The sequence below is a fragment of the Fimbriimonas sp. LA-C6 genome, from assembly GCF_055398105.1.
Genome location: NZ_AP038796.1, coordinates 1,792,829 through 1,812,835, shown reverse-complemented (window position 1 = coordinate 1,812,835; position 20,007 = coordinate 1,792,829). Strand labels below are relative to the sequence as shown.

18 protein-coding genes and 1 pseudogene are annotated in these 20,007 nt (G+C 53.2%); 11 read left to right on the top strand and 8 right to left on the bottom strand.

Going from position 1 to position 20,007, the window contains the following annotated elements; all coding sequences use genetic code 11:
- Positions 1 to 15: 15 nt before the first annotated feature.
- The 5 genes from ACZ51B_RS08440 to ACZ51B_RS08420 are packed head-to-tail and all read right to left on the bottom strand — an operon-like array spanning position 16 to position 3,110.
- Positions 16 to 375, bottom strand: coding sequence for a carboxymuconolactone decarboxylase family protein (locus ACZ51B_RS08440; protein WP_464296799.1), 360 nt, complete (start codon positions 373 to 375; stop codon positions 16 to 18).
- A complete protein-coding gene (locus ACZ51B_RS08435) occupies positions 372 to 821 on the bottom strand; it encodes a nuclear transport factor 2 family protein (RefSeq protein ID WP_464296798.1) in 450 nt (149 codons plus the stop codon). The genes ACZ51B_RS08440 and ACZ51B_RS08435 overlap by 4 nt, the downstream gene beginning before the upstream one ends.
- A gap of 49 nt (positions 822 to 870) precedes the next feature.
- A complete protein-coding gene (locus ACZ51B_RS08430; protein WP_464296797.1) occupies positions 871 to 1,653 on the bottom strand; it encodes a SelB domain-containing protein in 783 nt (260 codons plus the stop codon).
- A gap of 21 nt (positions 1,654 to 1,674) precedes the next feature.
- Positions 1,675 to 2,571: a N(4)-(beta-N-acetylglucosaminyl)-L-asparaginase gene (locus ACZ51B_RS08425; RefSeq protein ID WP_464296796.1), complete on the bottom strand. Its 897-nt coding sequence runs from the start codon at positions 2,569 to 2,571 to the stop codon at positions 1,675 to 1,677.
- Between the two features lie 41 nt (positions 2,572 to 2,612).
- Positions 2,613 to 3,110: a hypothetical protein gene (locus ACZ51B_RS08420; RefSeq protein ID WP_464296795.1), complete on the bottom strand. Its 498-nt coding sequence runs from the start codon at positions 3,108 to 3,110 to the stop codon at positions 2,613 to 2,615.
- A 140-nt stretch (positions 3,111 to 3,250) separates the two neighbouring features.
- On the opposite strand from ACZ51B_RS08420, the gene ACZ51B_RS08415 reads away from it, so the two are divergent.
- Complete coding sequence (locus tag ACZ51B_RS08415) at positions 3,251 to 4,681, top strand: flagellin N-terminal helical domain-containing protein (protein WP_464296794.1); 1,431 nt, start codon at positions 3,251 to 3,253, stop codon at positions 4,679 to 4,681.
- 251 nt (positions 4,682 to 4,932) lie between these two features.
- The gene (locus ACZ51B_RS08410; RefSeq protein WP_464296793.1) at positions 4,933 to 6,363 is read left to right on the top strand and encodes a flagellin N-terminal helical domain-containing protein; all 1,431 of its coding nucleotides are present in this window, start codon (positions 4,933 to 4,935) and stop codon (positions 6,361 to 6,363) included.
- 35 nt (positions 6,364 to 6,398) lie between these two features.
- On the opposite strand, the gene ACZ51B_RS08405 is transcribed toward ACZ51B_RS08410, so the two are convergent.
- Positions 6,399 to 7,016, bottom strand: a complete 618-nt coding sequence (locus ACZ51B_RS08405; RefSeq protein ID WP_464296792.1) for a hypothetical protein — start codon at positions 7,014 to 7,016, stop codon at positions 6,399 to 6,401.
- Positions 7,017 to 7,043: 27 nt separating this feature from the next.
- Here ACZ51B_RS08405 and ACZ51B_RS08400 point away from each other — a divergent pair, with 27 nt between their 5' ends.
- The 7 genes and pseudogenes from ACZ51B_RS08400 to ACZ51B_RS08370 all read left to right on the top strand — a co-directional run bounded on the left by ACZ51B_RS08400 (position 7,044) and on the right by ACZ51B_RS08370 (position 15,688).
- Positions 7,044 to 9,917, top strand: coding sequence for a PD-(D/E)XK nuclease family protein (locus ACZ51B_RS08400; protein ID WP_464296791.1), 2,874 nt, complete (start codon positions 7,044 to 7,046; stop codon positions 9,915 to 9,917).
- Positions 9,835 to 12,243 (top strand): UvrD-helicase domain-containing protein, encoded by a 2,409-nt coding sequence (locus ACZ51B_RS08395; protein WP_464296790.1) that lies wholly within the window; start codon positions 9,835 to 9,837, stop codon positions 12,241 to 12,243. Before ACZ51B_RS08400 ends, ACZ51B_RS08395 begins: the two co-directional genes overlap by 83 nt.
- Before the next feature lie 15 nt (positions 12,244 to 12,258).
- Positions 12,259 to 13,122: a nitrilase-related carbon-nitrogen hydrolase gene (locus ACZ51B_RS08390; protein WP_464296789.1), complete on the top strand. Its 864-nt coding sequence runs from the start codon at positions 12,259 to 12,261 to the stop codon at positions 13,120 to 13,122.
- Between the two features lie 85 nt (positions 13,123 to 13,207).
- A complete protein-coding gene (locus ACZ51B_RS08385) occupies positions 13,208 to 13,726 on the top strand; it encodes a hypothetical protein (protein WP_464296788.1) in 519 nt (172 codons plus the stop codon).
- 290 nt (positions 13,727 to 14,016) lie between these two features.
- Positions 14,017 to 14,265 (top strand): annotated as a pseudogene (locus ACZ51B_RS08380) (transposase); the annotation flags it as partial.
- Between the two features lie 183 nt (positions 14,266 to 14,448).
- Positions 14,449 to 15,282 (top strand): hypothetical protein, encoded by an 834-nt coding sequence (locus tag ACZ51B_RS08375; RefSeq protein ID WP_464296787.1) that lies wholly within the window; start codon positions 14,449 to 14,451, stop codon positions 15,280 to 15,282.
- Between the two features lie 25 nt (positions 15,283 to 15,307).
- Entirely contained in the window at positions 15,308 to 15,688 is a 381-nt protein-coding gene (locus ACZ51B_RS08370) for a VOC family protein (protein WP_464296786.1), read from the top strand.
- Between the two features lie 63 nt (positions 15,689 to 15,751).
- Here the strand turns inward: ACZ51B_RS08370 and ACZ51B_RS08365 are convergent, their stop codons facing one another.
- Positions 15,752 to 17,146: a metallophosphoesterase family protein gene (locus ACZ51B_RS08365; RefSeq protein WP_464296785.1), complete on the bottom strand. Its 1,395-nt coding sequence runs from the start codon at positions 17,144 to 17,146 to the stop codon at positions 15,752 to 15,754.
- 106 nt (positions 17,147 to 17,252) lie between these two features.
- Between ACZ51B_RS08365 and ACZ51B_RS08360 the strand changes: the two genes are divergently transcribed.
- Together ACZ51B_RS08360 and ACZ51B_RS08355 are read left to right on the top strand one after the other, a co-directional pair.
- On the top strand, positions 17,253 to 17,636 hold the full coding sequence (locus ACZ51B_RS08360; RefSeq protein ID WP_464296784.1) for a BlaI/MecI/CopY family transcriptional regulator: 384 nt from the start codon (positions 17,253 to 17,255) through the stop codon (positions 17,634 to 17,636).
- A complete protein-coding gene (locus ACZ51B_RS08355; RefSeq protein ID WP_464296783.1) occupies positions 17,633 to 19,108 on the top strand; it encodes a M56 family metallopeptidase in 1,476 nt (491 codons plus the stop codon). The genes ACZ51B_RS08360 and ACZ51B_RS08355 overlap by 4 nt, the downstream gene beginning before the upstream one ends.
- A gap of 54 nt (positions 19,109 to 19,162) precedes the next feature.
- Here the strand turns inward: ACZ51B_RS08355 and rplA are convergent, their stop codons facing one another.
- Positions 19,163 to 19,879 carry a 50S ribosomal protein L1 gene (rplA, locus tag ACZ51B_RS08350; RefSeq protein WP_464296782.1) on the bottom strand — a complete coding sequence of 239 codons (717 nt, stop codon included), beginning with the start codon at positions 19,877 to 19,879 and terminating at the stop codon, positions 19,163 to 19,165.
- Positions 19,880 to 20,007 lie beyond the last annotated feature (128 nt).

The following is a 20,007-nucleotide window of genomic DNA, read 5'->3' as shown; positions in this document are numbered from 1 at the left end:
TATCAGGCCTGGACCCTAAACTGCTGGTACTTCCGCCTGCATTAACTCATCCAGCATCTCAAATGCGTAGCGCAGATGGGGGATGACGATGCTGCCGCCGATAACGAGGGCGATGTGCATGGCCTCGTGGAGCTCTTGGCGGGTGCAGCCTTCGGTGACACAGCGGTCGAGATGATAGAAGATGCAGTCGTTGCACCTGAGGACCATGGAACCGACGAGTCCCATCAGTTCCTTATTTTTGACCTCGATAGCGCCTTCTTGGTAGGCGTTGGTGTCGAGGGCGAAGAACTTATTGAACTCCTTAAAGCCAGAGTTCAATATTTTGTCGTTCATCTCCGTCCGATAGAGACGGGTTTCTGAGGCTTTCTTCCTCATTGGCTGTTGGCTCGTGGCAAACCAGGATACATCTCTCGGCTGATGGCGACGACGTCAACCTTCCACTTGTCGTCCTGCTTGATCATCGGGAGGGCAAAATTCTCTTCGTACGAAGAGCCGCTTGCTGCGTTACGCATGATTTGGAGCTTCACCGCCGCGGTTTGGCTGTCAGCAGTTGGGGCGCCCGTGATGTTCCAAGTGAACGTGTAGTACTTGCCCGCAGTTTGGGTGCTGAACTCCCACTCTTTGCGGATCTGCTCTGGCGTCTTGTTGCTGATGTAGCTTAGGCTGGTCAGCGTATCGACATCTCCTTTGGAAAGAGCGTTCATGAAGCGAGCGCCTACCGAGGCAGGGCTCTCTTTTGCAAACATGAACAGAATGCCAAGCAATACAACGCCCACGGCGGCTAGTAGTGCAACAAGGCTGATGCGGCCAGATTGTCTCATCGAAGTTCTATTTAACCTCAAGTCCATCACAGGAGCTAAAGTTCCCAAATTACGTGCCATTTTCGCCCGTTATCACACGATTCTCCGCAATTCTGGTAGTGAACTGAATGGAGTCGAAATAATCCAACAAAGGCAGGACATATTTTCGTGTTGTTTCCAGAGCGTCTCGGAGATCTCCAGTTGAGAAAGACTTGTCTTTCATGAGTCCTCTGACCCGTTCTTTGAGTTGCTCTAGCTGCACGGGCGTGTAGTAGACGTTTTCCGCGAGTTGGACGATCTCCCTCGCCTCCACCCCTAACCTGAAGATCTCTTCCAGCGCCTGCGGAGGAGCGCCCAGAACTTTTGCCATGTCGTGAGGGCCGAGGGTGTTCACGGGTTCCAGGACGAGTTCAGCCAACACGCGATCTAAGAATGCGCGTTGCCGATTCGCGAGTTTGATTTTGAATTCGGGGTCGCGCACCGTGGTTCCGTTCACAGACAGCGTTCCGCGCTGTTGCAGCAGTGCAAGGATTCGGTCCAGGTGCTTACCGCTCCATGAGAGAGCCGCTTTATGAACGACTTTCTCTCGTGCGATGGAGGTGCTGCTCGGAGATGCCTGATGTAATTCGCGCAGGGCGGCCATGAACTTCTCCGTCCCTTCATGAAGGAGGGTTTTGCTGAGCCAGAGCCCTGCGAAGCCGTGGAGTTTCTCCTCTTGGAGGAGTCCTTCGAAGGCGTCCCCCAACTCTTGGGGAGTCTTACCGAGTTGATTGCAAATCTCCTCGGTTGTCACACCCGATTCGGATGAGTTAACGATCTCTAGAATCTGCTCTTCTAGTTCGCTGTTATTCATAGAGATCGTCTCGTTGTTCAATTAGCTCACGAGTCCGTGGAATTCCTGGACACCGATGTTCCCATCAATGCAGTTCCATAGGTGGAAAACACCTGTGTTCGTGGCAGCACCAAACTCACCGTCTTTTCGCATCGCGAACACCACACATTGCATATCGAGGGCGTGGGGCTGGCGTCGAATCATGTGGCGGATGGTTTCTTCGCAAGCTTCAGTCGGAGTAAGTCCGCGTTTCATGGCTTCCACGGTTCTGAAAGAAGCACAGGCCTTCCAGAGTTCCTCACCCAGACCGGTTGCACCCGCTGCTCCAATTTCATCATCTGCATAGATTCCTGCTCCGACGATGGGAGAGTCGCCTACTCGACCTGGCACCTTCCATGAGATACCGCTGGTGGCACTCGCTGCTACGAGGTGAGGTTGATCGGACAGTTCTTCCATTCCGATCATCGTCACAGTGTCGCCGTGCATGTCCAGATCGGCTGTGGAGTGGATGTAGTCCACGTGAGAGCCTTTCTCCAACCATTCTTCGTACAGTTCGATGCTACGGGCGGTCATGGTTTGACGGGGCTTCATGCCATGGGAGATGGCGAAGCGTCTTGCTTGTTCGCCCGCGAGCATCACATGAGGTGTGTGGTCCATGACCATCCTTGCGACGCGGATAGCGGGAACAATGCCTCGGAGTGCACAAACGGCACCAGCAGACATATCACGACCGTCCATGATGGCGGCATCCAATTCAAGGTCACCATCTGCATTGGGAAGAGAACCCAATCCAATGGCTAAAAATTCGGGATCGAGTTCGCAGGCTGAAAGGCCCTCCTCAAGACAGGCTCGGAGGTCTTTTCCTTGCTCACGCGCGATCCACGCTGATTCAACGGCTGTTTTTCCTGGCTTATCCCAGGTTGCGAGGAACTTCGTCACTGCCTTAGCGTACCGGGCCAAGCCCGTTCCAGGCTTGCCAATCACTCACGCTTCTTGGGTGGTTCTCCGCCAAACAACTTGAGGTTTTCGTCTACGGAGAGCTGCTCGGTGAAGTCGGAGAGCATTTTCTCTGCGTCACCCAGAAACTGGTAACTTCCACTGATTTCGCCTTGCCAGATCTGTTCGACGACCCACTTGGGGACTGGCAAATATACGATTCTTTGCGGCGAGGGGATGGCAACCTGAAGCACGGTTGCAATTGTCTTAGAATCGGGGAAGACGTACTCGAAAATGATTTTATCAGGTTGATATTCGGTCTTACCCATTTGAGGATTTCCTTTAGTCCGGGCTTCTTTGAACTGGATTTCGTCAAATTCACCTTCACTTGGCGCGATTCCTTTCTTCAGGTCTTCATAGATAGTCAGTCGTTTTTGAGCTGCGAACTGATTGAGATTCATGTTCTGCATCGTACCGCCCTGACCATATCCCGGTTTGATTACCAGGTATTTGGCGAAGGCCGTATGGAATCTAGCAGACATACGGAATTGTTACCAGCTAGCAAAAGGCTTAGCCGGTAGGAGTTGCGGGAGACAAGGATCGTGCGTGGACGAGGATTAGGATGATCCGTCCCGAAAGGGGTCCACTACGTGCCGCTTGCGGCAATATCACGGAGGATTAAATGTCATTTAGAGTAAACACGAACGTCAATGCTATGAACGCAATGCGGAACTTGGACGCCAACAGCTCCGAGTTCAGCAAGAGCATTACGCGGCTTTCGACTGGTCTGCGAATCAACTCCGCAGCAGATGATCCTGCAGGACTCATCATCAGCGAAAAGTTCCGAGCTCAGATCTCTGGTCTCGGCCAGGCGATCACAAATAGCCAAGACGCAATCAACTATGCAAAGACCGCTGAAGGCGCTTTCGGCGAAGTCAACCAGCTTCTTACTGATGCTCGAACTCTGGCTGTTGCGAGTGCAAACTCGGCAACACTTTCCAGCGATGGAATTGCTGCTAACCAGGCTCAGCTCACCAGTATTGTTGCTTCTATCAGTCGAATTGCTTCGACAACCCAGTACGGCACCAAGAAGCTTCTTGATGGTTCATCAGGAACGACTAGTGCTGTCACTGCCGGTACAAACGTGAGTGCACTAAACATCGGCGGAACATTTGCTGGTTCCGGTGTTACAGCTAACTCGACCGTTACCATTAACTCGCTCACAGCTGCCACTCAGGCTTCGGTAACGAGTGCGAGCTTCGCATCTTTGACAACGGCTGTCAGCAATGCAGGTTCGTTCACGCTTAACGGTGTCACATTCAACGCATCGACCTCAACGACTGCAGGCGATTTGATCAACTCGATCAACCAGGCAAGCTCTCAGACAGGTGTCACCGCTAGCTTCAACGGTTCATCGATCGACCTCAAATCAAACTCCTACGGTACCAAGGGTGTTATCAACCTTGTGGATGCGAACGGTGTTATCCGAAGCGGTGGTGCTGGTTCAACCTCCAACTCCGGAACGGATGCTGTGGCGACGGTTGCCATTAACGGTGCAACTGCACTGTTCACAGGTGGTATCTCTGGAAAGGATGGTTTGAACCTTACAGACGCATCGGGCAACACGATGACTCTGACGACCGCAGGTAACGCGACAACTTCCGCCGCTGCTGCTATCGGTCAGGTCGTTGCAGGTTCCGCAACCTTCCAGATCGGTGGAAACGCTGGACAGACTGCAACGTTGGCCCTGGGCAACTTTGCTGCTACTCAGCTGGGAACGGGTGTTGCTGCTGGTATCAACCTCAGCAACCTTGACCTTACGACTACCAGCGGTGCTTCTCAAGCAATCCAGGTTATCGATAAGGCGATTGACCAGGTCACAACTGCTCGTGGAAGTATTGGTAACTTCCAGCGCAACGTTCTCGAGAGCAACGTCCGATCACTCGGCACTGCAAAAGAGAACATGACCGCGACAGAAAGCTCGATTCGAGACACCGACGTCGCCCAAGAAATGACCAAGTACTCGAAGTTGCAGATTCTGCAGCAGGCAGGTATGTCGGTCTTGGCACAGGCGAACTCAGCTCCTCAGGGAGTTTTGTCTCTCCTTCGATAAAGCTAAATACATAGTCGTCATCCTCAAAATGGCGATTCTCCACAAGGATGGGCTAGCTCCACTTACCAGGAGCTAGCCCATCCTTGCGTTTAATTTCCGTACTGATGCTAGGTTTTTGTCGTGCCTAGTAATTTACGCAGCCAGTTCGATTAGGTTCATTTGGCATATACGTAGCGTGGATAAGGATTAGGATGATCCGTCCCGAAAGGGGTCCACTACGTGCCGTCTGCGGCCATATCACGGAGGATTAAATGTCATTTAGAGTAAACACGAACGTCAATGCTATGAACGCAATGCGAAACTTGGACGCTAATAGCGCTGAGTTTAGCAAGAGCATCACACGACTTTCGACTGGTCTGCGAATCAACTCCGCAGCAGATGATCCTGCAGGACTCATCATCAGCGAAAAGTTCCGAGCTCAGATCTCTGGTCTCGGCCAGGCGATCACAAATAGCCAAGACGCAATCAACTATGCAAAGACCGCTGAAGGCGCTTTCGGCGAAGTCAACCAGCTTCTGAACGATGCTCGAACTCTGGCTGTTGCGAGTGCAAACTCGGCAACTCTTTCCAGCGATGGAATTGCTGCTAACCAGGCTCAGCTCACCAGTATCGTTTCCTCCATCAGTCGAATTGCATCGACCACCCAGTACGGCACCAAGAACCTTCTTGATGGTTCATCAGGAACGACTAGTGCTGTTACTGCTGGTACCAAGGTGAGCGCGCTGAACATCGGTGGCACGTTTGCAGGCAGTTCCGTGACCTCAAACTCCACGGTGACTATCAACTCCCTGACTGCTGCAACTCAGGCTGCAGTCACGAGTGCAAGCTTCGCTTCGTTGACAACGGCAATTACGAACGCAGGTTCGTTCACCCTTAATGGTGTTACGTTCAACGCATCGACCTCGACGACTGCAGGCGATTTGATCAACTCGATCAACCAGGCAAGCTCTCAGACAGGTGTCACCGCTAGCTTCAACGGTTCATCGATCGACCTCAAATCAAACTCCTACGGTACCAAGGGTGTTATCAACCTTGTGGATGCGAACGGTGTTATCCGAAGCGGTGGTGCTGGTTCTTCAAGCGCTGCAGGAACGGATGCTGTCGCAACTCTCGCTGTGAATGGTGCTACTGCTCTGTTCACTGGCGGTATTGCAGGTAAGGATGGATTGAACCTTACAGATGCATCCGGCAACACGTTAACGCTTACCACAACAGGTAACGCGACAACTTCCGCCGCAGCTGCTATCGGTCAGGTCGTTGCAGGTTCCGCAACCTTCCAGATTGGCGGTAACGCTGGTCAGACTGCTAGCTTGTCACTCGGAAATTATACGGCGTCTCAGCTTGGGACAGGTATCGCCTCCGGTGTAAACCTCGGAAACCTCGACATCACCACTACCAGTGGTGCAGCACAAGCGATCCAGGTTATCGATAAGGCGATTGACCAGGTCACAACTGCTCGTGGAAGTATTGGTAACTTCCAGCGCAACGTTCTTGAGAGCAACGTCCGATCACTCGGCACCGCCAGAGAGAACATGACTGCAACGGAAAGCTCGATTCGAGACACCGACGTCGCACAAGAAATGACCAAGTACTCGAAGTTGCAGATTCTGCAGCAGGCAGGTATGTCGGTTCTATCTCAGGCTAACTCGGCTCCTCAGTCGGTTCTTTCGCTACTGCGATAAGATCGCCGTTCACCTTTCAACGAGCAAGTTTCCTATTAAGGAGACTTGCTCGTTGTGGTTTGTTGGCCAAGCTTTTGCATCCAATTGAGCAACTTTCTCTTGAGCTGTGGGCCGGCAAGGAGGTTCCCAAGCATGGTGGATCGCTCTCTCGGCTCGACAAGTAAACGGATAGGTGTCCCTCCTTGTGCTCCTTCAATACTGATCCACCTTCCAAGAAGTACAGCCGTGTGAGGGTTGGCTCTGAACCGGACGATTTGAAGTGAGTTCCAAGCCACGTCCAGTGTTCTCGTCTCGCTAACGAACAGTAGCCCGGAATCAGAGAAACACAGAAACCCTACATCTTCGTGGGCGTCCAGAAGGCCTGCATACTTCGGCGTGCTGAAACCAACAAACACACGGTCTATAGGGATCGATCTGGACTTGATGAGGTTTTCCAGTTCTCTGCGCATTTGGCCATTTTGGAAATAGCCAAATAAGTTGAGAAAGAGCCAACTCAGAACAGTTCCCGTCACCATGACGTAAAGACCTGTACCGAGTAGCTCTCGCTTGGTTACCATGACGAAGAGTCCCCACGCCATGAACGGGAACCATATAACCAAGGGGATCACGTTGCCCAGCAACTTTCGTTTTGTTGTCCAGATGGTTGGTTTCACTTGCCGGATGATACACTGATGGCTAGCATGGCAAAAGGTCGAATCCGCGTGGTCCGAGCGATCCCCGGTCCGACTGGTCTCGGGCCGCTCGTCTCAAAATTCTCTCGAGACGGTGAGGGCACCGTTACCGCGTTCAACGACTCTATCCTGCCAACCTTGCGCGAGTTATCTGGCGACTTTGATGTCGATGTTGTTCCATTTGGCCAGATGGTTTGTCGATTTCTTGAGTCTTCTGGAGAGAACTATCGCATGTTGGCGACCTCGGGACATCAGCTCGCGGCCGTTGCACATGCGATGAAGTCGTTGCCAGATGACTCACCACTGGCAAAGTCGGCTAGATTCCCCGGCAGTCACCGACTGGTGATGAAGGCGATCAAAGAGCTTCACTCCTGGGGCATAGATGCAGATGAGATGGAGGTGCTGTGCGATAAGGCTTCGCCCTTGTTGGCGCGGAAACTGAAGTCTCTTGCAACCATCGACCGAGAGGTCTTAGAAACGCTGAATGCTTTGGGGCGAGAAACGCATGATGTTCACATCCGACGGTGCCTTGAGGCCCTCTGGGAGAACGACGGTAACCAGCAGCGTCTGTTTGTGTTCATTGGTTCCGAACTGCACCCGATGCGGATTCAATGGCTTAAGTGGGCAGCCGATCAAGGCATCGACATTACGGCAGTCGTGGATCGCCACGCAACGGATGGGCAGGTGTTCCGCCAGGCGGATGCTGTCTGCGACTTACTTGGTGCTAAGACAGAGTCTCGCGGCGATGGAAATCGTCTGCTGCGGAACCTGTTCACACGTACAGGACATGACGGAGCGCCGATTGACGTCTCGGTTGTGTCTGCCGCAGACCCACTTGCAGAAGTCGAGTGGGCGATTCGGGGCTGTCTAGAAGCGCCCGAGGATCGCACCGTTGGCATCTACGTGCGCGGGCTAGAAACGTATGCGCCGCTTCTGGAGTCCGTTTCCGCCCGGCTGGGTGTGCCTTTGTCCATGAGGAGAAGAGCTCCACTCATGACGAACGCGTTTGCCCGACTCACGCTGACCGTCTTGCAGTTTTGTAGCGGGCAGGATGTCCGCAAATTGGCACCACTCTTAAGGTCCAGTTACCTTGGCCTCACTTCCACGCAGCAGTCTGTTCTGGCAAGTGGCTTAAAGGAAGCACACAACACGCGGCATGCTCAGTGGCAATCGCTGTACGAGTGGTCGCTCTTGCACCAGGATGATTTTGCTTGGCTCCCGAAAGTGCTGGAGTGGCGCACAAAGGTGATGGACTCCTTTGAGGACCTCGCAGGTTGGATCGGGCGCTTAGTAGATCTGGTTCACGAGCTGCCCTGGTATGCCGCGATGGAGACATCGGGCTACGACATCAACCGCGACACACGGGCGTTTACAGTCTTACAGGCATCTCTGGCGAACGATGCTTCCATTCAGCGAGTCACCGAGCCTCGAACGATCTCCCTCAACGAATTTGTTCAACGGTGTGCCTTTACTTGGGAAGCCGCCGATGTGAGCCTGCCACCTGGCGAGGGACGTGTGGCCGTGTCTGGAGACACGAGTTTGTTGCTGGGCGTGGATACACTGTTCGTGCTTGGGATGTTGGAAGGAGTGTTCCCGCGTCGACGATCTGAAGACCCGATCTTAACAGACCGCGAGCGGGATGAGATCAGCTCACTAAGACCCGGGCATCCGGCCCTGCTGACCTCACACGATGAAGCTACCACCGAGCGCGACGAGTTCTATCGCGTTTGCGCGGCTGCCGGTCGGCGGCTCGTGTTTAGCTATCCGTTAGCCGACGACCAGCGGGACAATATCCCAGCTTTTTACTTGGAAGAGGTAAAAGCGGCAGCGGGCGATTCTGAAGTCAAGAATTGGCCGCGTTCGCTGCTTGCCCCGCCGGAAGACGAGTGTTTAGCCGTTGCAGATATGCTCTTGCGTCGGGCGCTTACCGAGCCACGAGAGCCAATCATCGGGGTCGAGCTGACTTCGGAGTCCGCGAAGACGGCCGTGCGGACCGAGCTGACCGATGGATTTGAGCCGGTGGAGATTCGTGACGCTTTGCAGTGTGCGTTCCAATACACGCTTCGGCACCGCCTCAGCCTGCCGGTGAAGCGCCGGCGTGAGAGGTGGAACCGTCTGAAGCAGCTGCCACTCAAAGCTCAGTTGGTGAATCGAAAGAACGAGGCCGACGCCGAGAATGCGCTTCAAGTTGCGTTAGAAGGTGAATTGGATGCGATGTTCTCGGAAGTACCCGAGTGGGAGTTGCAACTCCTCCGGTCCGGCGGCAGTCGGCTCATCAAAGAGTGGGTGCGACGTGAGTTTGTGGCGCGCGACACATGGCCCCGAGTAGATGGGAGTACCCGCGTGATGGTCCGGTTTGGAAGCGAAGACCTAAAGGATCAGATGCCTGGCGGATTGAAGCTGGACGGCTATGTTCCGGCGATGTCGACCGTCCAGGACTCGACGGTGATTCACCTCTACGGCAGTGTGAAAGCGCCGAAAGAGATGTCAGACGTGGACCGACTGTTCTATGGCCTTTACTTCTTGGCGGCACACAAAGCGAACCGAGACGTGGCTCTTGAGATCGATAACGGCAACGGCAAGAGGTCTTTGTTGGCGATCAGCGGTTCTGACCTTGTAAACCTCGCCCAGAAGAACGAAGAAGGGCTTCTTAAATACAAATTGAGTGAGCAAGACGAGCCGGTCTATGCGAAGAAGGAGTTCTACGAAGGTGTCAAGAAGTCGCTCCGTGATGCCATCTTGCGAATAGAGAAGAGCGACATTCGCCCCACGAGTGGCGATCACTGCGACTGGTGTGACTATGGCGAACTCTGCCGACGCTCGCGTCAGTTTGGCGAAGACGAATCTCCCTTTGGTGCGGACTTGGGGGACGAGATTGACTAAGGAACTGAAACCTTCGCTGGAGCAGTTGGCGGTCATTGAGTCCAGTTCGAATTCGGTAATCGTCACGGCTGCGGCAGGGGCGGGGAAGACTCGCGTGTTGGTCGAGCGGTATCTGCGGCACGTTATGCACGAGGGGTTGCGGCCCGATCAGATCTTGACCATTACCTTTACGAAGAAGGCCGCTGCCGAGATGAAAAAGCGCATCGTGCAAGACCTGCGCAAGAGCGACCTGCTGGAGGCTGCCCAGATTGCAGAGACCGGACCGATCCAGACGATACACTCCTTCTGCGAGAGGATGCTTCGGGAGAACTCATTAGAGTCGGGGCTAGATCCAGAGTTCGAGATCCTATCGGAGTCTGAGTCCTCGCGCATGGTCTTGGAGTGTGTTCGCGACGCCTTGGCATCACCTTTAGACAGCGAACCTCATGCGGAGGCGCTTGTTTCGTTCTTGGCTGGGCAGCGGCGCTACGGTCAGACTTCGCCTTATGCGAAGCTAGAAAAAGCGATCACCGATGTCTTGGACGGCCTACGGTCGTCGCGCTTTAAGATTCACGAGATTCAAGACTGGCATCAAGACCCGGACACTTTACTGGAACGGTGGAATCAGGTCCTACTGGAGGCAGCTCCCGAGAAAGTCCGACTGGAGTTCCTCGCCACAGACGGGGAGAGTTTCCAGGCTCGTTTGAAAACGGCTTATAAGTCGGCCACGAACAAAGTGCCGTCTTGGTTAAACGCCAGATCCGCCGATCCTGAAGCGGACGCAGAGGCAGCCCGGCACACCTGCGGACTTGTGCAGTTAGCTTGTGCGGCCTGGTGGCGGCTGGTGCGCGAGATGGACACTCGGCAAGCTCTCGACTTCACGGAGTTGGAGGCACGAGCGGTGCGACTTTTGGCGGACAGCGAAGTGACACGCCTGCGGATTCGAGATCAGTACCGGGTTGCGATGATTGACGAGGCGCAAGACCTCAATCCTATCCAAAACGAACTCCTCAGCGCGATGAACATCGAGCGCGAGTTGGTAGTGGGCGACGCCCAGCAGTCGATCTATGGCTTTCGGCAGGCCGACGTAGAGCTGTTTGAAGCCCGCAAACAGTCGGGCGCGCTCACGCTGAGTAAGAACTACCGATCGAAGCCAACGATCCTAAACTTTGTAGACGATGTGTTTTCCACGCTATGGTCGGACCGCTATGTCCCGATGGCCGCAGCCCAGCCTTCCGAGGATCCAGAAGACTACTTTAGCGATCGCTCCTATGAAGGGGTGGAACTGTGGCGTCTGGCGGCAAAGGATACGCGTGGGTTGGCGGGATACATAGGCCAGCTTCTGGAAGAAGGCGTCCAAAAATCAGACATCGCACTACTGGTTCGCGACTCGAACTATGCCGTGCAGATTCAGACTGCGCTGGACGTCCTGGGAATCGAGTCCCAAATTGTCGGCGGGTCTCAGAAGTTCTACACGCGGCTGGAAGTGCGAGATCTGTCGAATGCGCTTCGTTCAGTGGCAGATCCGCTCGACGATTTTTCGTTGCTCGCATGTCTCCATAGCCCCATGGTTGGCTTGTCGATGGACTCCGTGATTTTGCTCGCGTCGATGAAGAACGTGGCAGAGCATATCGTAGAGTTCGTTCCACCCATTGAAGAGGACAAGCCGAAGTTAGAGCGGTTCTTGGGTTGGTACGTGCCGCTTCGCAAGTTTGCCGACCGCTTATCGGCTTGGGAAGTGTTGGCGGAGATCTTTGCGAAGTCCGACTATCTACAGGCTTTGGCTCGCCGAGAAGGAAGCCAACAGAGGCTAGCGAACGTTCGAAAGCTGCTGGGGCTCGCGGCTCAGCTTCCCGAGTTGGGGCCCTTGGAATACGCAGAGCGCGTGCGTGAAATCCAGAATTTGCAGCACAAAGAGGGCGACGCCCCAGCGGGAATGGATGATGCGAATGTGGTGACTATCATGACCATCCACAAGGCGAAGGGGCTGGAGTTCCCGGTGGTGATTATTCCTCAGACCAACGAAAAACTCACTCGGAAAGCCTCAGACCTAGTCATCGACCCTCGGTTGGGACTCGCCACTACCAAGTACGGGAAGTCTCCGGGGCTCTTCTACAAATTCCTGACTGACCGAAAGAAGGAGAGGGATAGGGAGGAGGAGCTACGTGTTTTGTATGTGGCGCTGACTCGGCCACAATCCAGACTCTGCGTATGCACCTATCCTCCGTCAAACGACGACACGATCTCTAAGAGGATTAACGCGATCTTCGGAGAGTCGGCGCGGGCGGGGTTGGTGGTACGCGATATATTTAAACCTGAGCCTGCCAACTCCGGTTGGGAGCCTTAGGGTCTATAATTTACAATGCCCTTCACCGTTGCTTGTGCCCAGTTTGCACCTATGAAAGCTAAGGTCGAAAAGAACCTCGACCGCATCGCAGAAATAGTAGAGCAGGCCCTCCAAGAGGGAGCAGAAGTAGTGCTTCTGCCAGAGGCCTCGACGAGCGGATATTTCTTGGAAGGCGGTGTGCTGGAATCTTCCCTGACCACTCAGCAACTGGTGGACAAGCTCTGGAGCCGCCTCGGTGGCAAGCTTAACCGAACCATCGACGTGGCACTCGGCTTCTACCAAAACGAAGACGGCAACCTCTACAACTCCTCTGCTTATATTGAGTTCTCGGCGAGCGGCGCACGTGTTGTGGGCGTTTATCGAAAGTTCTTTCTGCCCACCTACGGTGTTTTTGACGAAGAGCGGTTCGTCAGTCGCGGGCGCGATCTGGCCGTGTTCGACACCCGCTTTGGACGCATGGCGCTGCTGATTTGCGAAGACGTTTGGCACGGAGTGATGCCAACTCTCTGCGCCGTGAACGGAGCGCAAGTGATCCTCGTCCCCGCCGCGTCGCCCGCGAGAGGCTTCTCGGGCGAGACCATCGAAAATCACGATCGTTACAAGCGCCTATTCCGGGGCGTCAGCGAAGAGCACGGTGTGTACTGCGTGAACGCCCAGCTGTGTGGTTTTGAAGGTGGCAAAGGCTTTGTTGGAGGCTCTTTGGTCATTGACCCTATGGGCAAGGTCGTGGCCGAAGCCCCCGTTGCCGATGAGTACCTTCTCATCGGCGAGGTCGATCTAGAACTGGTCAGCATCGCCCGCGCCCAGTCCCCCCTGATCTCCGACCTCCAAAATGTCTGGGAAGAGGTAAGAAGGCTTGTCGCTAAAAGTGAATTCTGAGTTGAAGTCTGTAAGGTCCTCATTGAGACTGTCTGGTCGTATTGGGTGACGAGGTAAAGGCTTTGTCTCGACGGCACATGGAGCCATGGAAATTCAATATGTTGTTCACAAGAAACTAGATCGCAGCGTTCTCAGGGATGCTTTGCTCGCGATGCCCGTCAACAGCCACGGTAGCCGTGAGGTTCAGAATTTTGAGCATCTGGATGAGAATCGGAAGCTGAGACTCGATCCACTACTTGATCTTATTGAAGAGTGGATCGAGTTCTCGTCACTCTTGCTCTTGCCTTTGGTAAGACAACCTAGCCTCCACTGGAAGTGTATAGGCTTTCACATAGAGCTTCTTTCGGATGAAGGTGAGTTTATCATGTGTTCGCGGCTGGATAAGGAAGATAATTTAACCGATGCTGGTACCTTATTTGTTTACCGGCTGAAGAACCAGAAATTTAAAGTGCTCTATAGCTCGAAAAAGTATATTGAAGATTGGGTAAATGAGGAGCGCAGAATTGCATGTACTAGCGAAGAAGAGCTTCTCCTTGACGGGACGTTAGAGCCGTTTAATATAGATGATTATGACTACTTCTATTCGAAAGCTGAGGTCGAATGACGTGAAACGGTTTGCAACCACCGTGGAAGGCCAACAGAGATTAGGAAGAAGGCGTGTAATGTCGCGACTGTAAATATGTCGATCCTGAGGATAAAGAGAAATATAGATGAATCGCCTAGTGGCAGGATAATGAGTAGATTTCAGACTCTAATATTATCTGTTGCATCTGTGGTTGTTTTGTCAGGTTGCGGTAAACACATACCGATCAGTTCCCCTTAAACTGACGATCCTTGGAATAGACACTCCGTCTTTGTAAACTAAGGAGACGATATGGCAAAGGAAAGAGATATTCACAGAAGCAGATTCTAGCTGTTTTGAAGGAGATCGATTCTGGTGTGAGCATTGCGTCTGTAGCCAGAAGCAGTGGCATCAGCGACCAGACGATTTACTCTTGGCGTGAGAAGTACGCTGGCATGACAAAGAGCGACCTCGCGGAACTGAAGGCTTTGCAGGAAGAGAACCGTCGTTTGAAGTACCTGGGGGCCGAGCTGAGTGTGGACAACGCGGCCAACAAGGAGCTTCAAAAAGAAAAATGGTAAGCCCCATGAGCAGACGCCGCGCAGTGGGGTTCTTGCTCGTTCGGGGCTTTCCTAGAACCTGTGCTTGCGTGTGAGGCCTTTGCCTGAAGAATGGCGGGTTACGTGGATTCGGAATGAACCTGGTTTATACGTCGATGGAATTGATGAGTTAGATTCTATCAGTGCTAATATCTCGAATAATTCATGAAGGAGTCCCCAAGTCAAGCTCACATTCACCTGATGGGTGAGATTGAGCATAACGCAGTGGAAACCGCGTGCTGGGTCAGTGCTAGTTTCAGTCGATCTAGTAGTTCTATTGAGTTAGTCATTTTCGCGGGTGGCGATCTGCATATTGCGTTTGACTTGAACCAAGCAAGCGACCTTTCATCATGGTTTACTTGTGGTGCCTCTGGCGCGGGAAACGAAATCGTCTCTCATACATCAAGAGATTCGCTTCAGTTTCTAGAAGACTCAAACGGCTTACTTCTGAACTGTCTAAATGCGTGGGATGACGATGAAATCACAGTTAGGGTTTCCGAATTCGAGAGAAAATTGCTCAGTAAGACATTTGCTGCGATAAGCAGATCTGCAAGCAAAGAGCGATTCCCTGCAGCTCTTTTCATACTTGAATTTGATTGGAAGCGCTTTTTTGATAGTCTTGTAGATGTCTTCCAACGTTATCGGTATGATCAGACAAACGGCAACGAATTCGTGTCCAAACTCTCTAACGCCGAACTGTATGAAATTCTTTACATAAGCGATTGGCGCAGGTCTTGGTCAAATGATTTCGGTGACTTCGATCAATTGTGCGAATTCTTAATCGTTGCGACCAAAAGACTCAAGGAAGACAGAGACCTAAATGTGCTGGCCCAGCTTATGGAAGTAACAAGCGAAGTTTTGCATTGGGAGACATCGCAAACCTTTTTGAGACCTCCGAGTCCTTCAGATCGTGATTGTCTCGCGACGTTGCAGGCGTTTATCGCTCTATGCGAGTTCTGTACGATCCAGAAAAATGTAGACGAAAATCTACTTAAATGATATAATGGCTCTAGGTTAAGTCGTTATGAAACTAGACATGGTCGGATTGGTGGTCAACGATATGGATGAGTCGTTGCGGTTTTATCGGGCGCTGGGGATTGAGATTCCGGAGCCGGATGGTGGGCCTTATCACGATGTCACCCTGGAGAGTGGTGTACGAATCTCTTGGAACAAAGTCGAAATGGTCAAAGAGATCGATCCGCATTGGGTAGAGCCGGTGGGGCAGCGCGTGAGTATGGCGTTTCTCTGCGATTCCGTCGCGGATGTCGACTCGCGTTACGCAAACGTAGTCGCAGCCGGATTCAAAGGCGAGAGAGAGCCTTGGGATGCGTTTTGGGGGCAGCGGTATGCGCAGGTAGCCGACCCTGACGGCAACATTGTCGATCTGTTCTGCCCGCTCGGTTAGAAAGTGCAAAGCCCTGCTCTCGATGTGCATAGAGACCAGGGCTTTGTGGGTGTGAGGAGTTTGCTATTTGGTGATTGAGAAGTGGTCGATTTCACGTCCAGCAGTGTCGATCTGCCTTAGTACAAACCTGTTTCCACTCAACTCCACAATGCTGACCGAGTGTTTCACGAGGTATTTGTCTGTGAACGGCAACCAGGTACCCGGCGCCGCTTCCTGCTCAGGATTGTAGAGATGCGCTCCCCCCGCGCCGTCTACGATGTAAACCACGCCCTTCGGACGAGTGTTCTTCACGCCATCGAAGCTCTTGTCGATCGGCCAGTCGTTCATGTTGAGCTGATCTTGGGGCGCTCCTCGCTTGGATCCTACTTGGATTGGGAAGGTTCTCTGGTAGTTGTGCACGTGTCCCATGAACACCACATCAACCTTGCCATCTTCGAAGACGGAGGCCAGAGGCCGCATCTGCTTGTCGCCTGCGTGCTTCTTGCTGGAGTTGAACGGAGGGTGATGGAACGCCACAAATCGCCACTTGGACTTGGCCGCCTTCTTAAGGTCATCAGCAATCCAAGCCTGAAGCTTGGGGTCGCTCCAGTTCACGTAAGGGTTGCTGTCTAGCAAAAGCCAGTGAGCGTTGCCGTAGTCAAAAGAGAAGTTGGCAAGCCGCGGATAGTTGGGACCCGCAGCCTTCAAGAAAGCCTGCTGAGCCTCATCCGGACCGGAGATTTTCGGGGTGTTCTCGGCATTCACTTCCCCAATGGGGCCGTTAAGCGGCTGGGTGTAGTACATGAAGTATGCAAGACCGTCAGGAGTTGCGCCCAGTTCCTTGCCGTCAATGTCATGGTTCCCAGGGACACCGATCGTAAGCGTGCTTCTTAGCAACGGAGCGCCGGTGGTGATGCTGGGCGTATCGAGATTGTAGTAGGGGAAGAAGTTCTTGCGATACTCCGAGATGAGGCCCTTGGAGTAGACGATGTCGCCGGTAAGAAGGAGGAAGTCAGGCTTAGCGTTATAGGTCTGGAATGCGATTGCCGCTTCTTCTTTTGTTCCCGCGCCGCAGTCGCCGAAGATCGCGAATCTTACAGATTGCTTTGCAGATTTTGGCGCAGTGGTGCTTCCGCTGAAAATGGACTTGCCGTCCTTCAGCACTTGATACTGAATTGGCTGACCCGCTTTGAGGTCCTTCAGAACGGCTGAGTAAACACGGTGTGGCTCAATCTTGCCGACGGCTACGGTTCTAAAAGACAGCGCAGCCTGCTTTGCAGTGCCGCCCTGCTTATATTCAAGCTTGTACTCGGCATCTTTGTCGGGAGATTGCCAAACGATGGCGAGAGAGTTTCGACCGTAGGCCGATTGGTCTCCGAGTTGGACCCACGGAGCTTGAACGAACTCAGAACTTTGAGCTACCGAGAATGCTGCGGAGAAGAGTGCAGCGGTTAGCCCAAGGGCACGACATAGTCTCATCACCCAACAGCTTACTGTCCCAAACGGTTTCTTCAAATTTCCTTAACAAATCTGACGACAATTGTCGTATATTGTGAATACGACAATTGTCGTCAGAAGAGAAACCATGGCACAAGCAAGCATAGGCACTCAAGAACTCAGGGTATTGGAGTTCATCACAGACCACGGCCCATGTACCGTTCGGGAAGTGGCCGACACCTTAGGAAAGGAATCGGGGGTCGTACGCACCACCATCCTCCAGGTGATGGAACGGCTCCGCAAAAAGGGGCATCTGGTCCGTGTGAAAGAGGACGGAGCGTTCCGCTATAGCGCAACCCATGAGAAAGCAACCGTGGTGCAAGGCGTCGTAAGCCAGTTCGTGAAAAATGCACTGGGTGGCTCCCTCTCGCCCTTGTTGCACTTTCTCAACGACTCGACAGACTTGACCCCAGAGGATATTGAGGAGCTCCAGAAGATCGTGGACAAACTGAAGGAGCGCCCACAGCCATGATTGAGCGACTTCAGTTTGCCAGTCTGCACGCCCTCATCGCATTTGTAGTTGCCTTCCTCCTTTGCAGACTCCTCACGAAGGCAAGTGCAAATGTCCGCTGCTGGATCTGGCGGCTTGCGATGGTGAAACCACTCATAAGTTTATGTCTGGCGGTTCCGGTTGTTGTGTCAACTCTCAAAATTCCCCTTTCGTCTGAGATGGATTCCAACGTCCGTGTCGTTGTGCCCGATCCAGCATTTCCATGGGAGCGCTTGTTCTTTTGCCTGTGGGGTGTTGGTGCGTTCACGCTCGCTGTTTATCTGGCCTGGCAGTACCTGAATGTTCGCCAACTCCTTTCCAAATGCGTTTGGAAAGACGGCTATGGAGTAACAGAGCAAGTCGCGTCGCCTGTTCTGCTGGGCGTCATTCGCCCGCAAATAGTCCTTCCAGAAACTGGCCTAGATGAGGATGGCGCACGGATGGCGCTGCTTCACGAGCTAGGCCATCTAGAGCGCCGCGACCCTATATGGAGCCTGATCGGCTTCATCACCTGCTCGTTGTTCTGGTTCCTGCCCACCAGCTGGATGGCTTTCCGTGCCATGCGCCTCGAGTCGGAGGCAGCATGCGATGCCCGTGTCCTCCGCGAAGACGGAGTCAGTCCGGCTCTCTACGCCCAGTTTCTTATTGGTATCGCCCATCGTCATCACCCGCTTGCGGTGGTACTCGGAGCATCTGAGTCCGGCAAGCGCCTTTCTTGGAGAATCACTCAAATGTCCAAAAAACCTCATCGTCTCAATCGGGTGGCAATGGCCTCTCTCGTCATGATCGGAGCCGTTTGTGCCTTGCCACTTCAGGCTATCTCACAAGTTGTCGTGGTAACTCAGGAACCTAACGACGTGACTCAGCAAGAACAACCCAAGGTGCAGGCTATTCCTCGAATGAAGGTGGTTAATCTGACCAAGATCAACAGATCTCAGACTGTGAACCAGCAGAAACAAGCCAAGCGCATTGCTGAAAAAGCCGCTTTGGAGCGCCGTTATCGTGTCGATCTCTCGTCCGTTGCCAAGCGCCAGGCAGAGCAGGCTGCACGCTCAGCAACTTATGCTCAGCGTAAGTATCGCTTGGAGCAACAAAAGCGGCTGATCGAAAAGCAGCTCTTACAGCTGGAACAAGAGCGCCTCAGCAAACAAACAAAGAGTACATCGCTCCACTACGTGACCAGATCTAGTTCCAGCGCAAACCTAGAACTCCAGGTTTCTACGCCGCTTACCGTGACGGTCTCTCCCGAACTCGTGTTCCAGCGGTTTGGGAAGCCAGAAAGGTCCACTCCACTTCTACGTTTTGGCTCCACGAAGCTATTAGTGGAAACTCGTTCGACCCACCGCATCTCCGCGCCAGTGAAGGTTGTGTCGGCTACTCTGCCGGCCGTCGAAGCTGCGCCTAGCGAGAAGATTGAGCGCAAGCAGCAGATCTTGGAGAACGCTCCCTTCTAAAACAAAAATAGGCTCCAGAGACAGTTCCCTGGAGCCTATTCAGATTTCTTCTGGTTAGATCAGCTTGCTAGCTGCAGTGGTGTCGATGGGGATACCAGGGCCCATCGTAGCGCTGACAGTCATGGATCGAAGATACTTGCCCTTCGCGCTTGCTGGCTTGGCCTTGATCAAAGCATCCAGAGCGGCCTTGAAGTTCTCGTGTAGCTGCTCTTCGGTGAAGTTGACCTTACCAATGCCGAGGTGGACAATACCGGCCTTGTCTGCACGGTACTCAACACGGGTTGCACCCTTGATTTCTTTAACAGCAGTGGCGATGTTGTTGGTAACGGTTCCGTTTCTCTTGTTCGGAGTCTTGGGTCCGAGAAGTCGACCGATCTTACCGATCTGAGGAGCCATCTCTTCAGTAGCAAGAAGAACGTCGAAGCCTCGCTCGCCGTTCTGGATAGCGGTGATCAGGTCATCGGATCCGACGAGGTCGGCTCCAGCCTTCTCAGCTTCAGCAGCGAGATCGCCCTTGGCAAGAACAGCAACTTTCTTAACCTTACCGGTGCCGTGTGGAAGGTTGGTGATACCTCGAACGTTCTGGTCACCCTTTCGAGGGTCGATTCCAAGAACGACGGCGAGATCAACGCTCTCAACAAACTTAGCAGTGGCGGTCTCTTTAACCAGCTTGAGGGCTACTTCGATGTCAACTGGGACTTCTTTGTTGACCTTAGGAGCGATGGCCTCATAGCGGGGCGAGTGCAGATTCTTCTTAATATTCTTACGCAAAGTGTTCACCTCGTGGTGCAGGCGGCCTTGTGGACCTCCCACGCGAACATTCATGATACCCGTTTGAAATCCTAAGAATCACGGTCCCAAAGCTGGCACTTGTCGCAAGAAAATAGCGTAAAACGTTG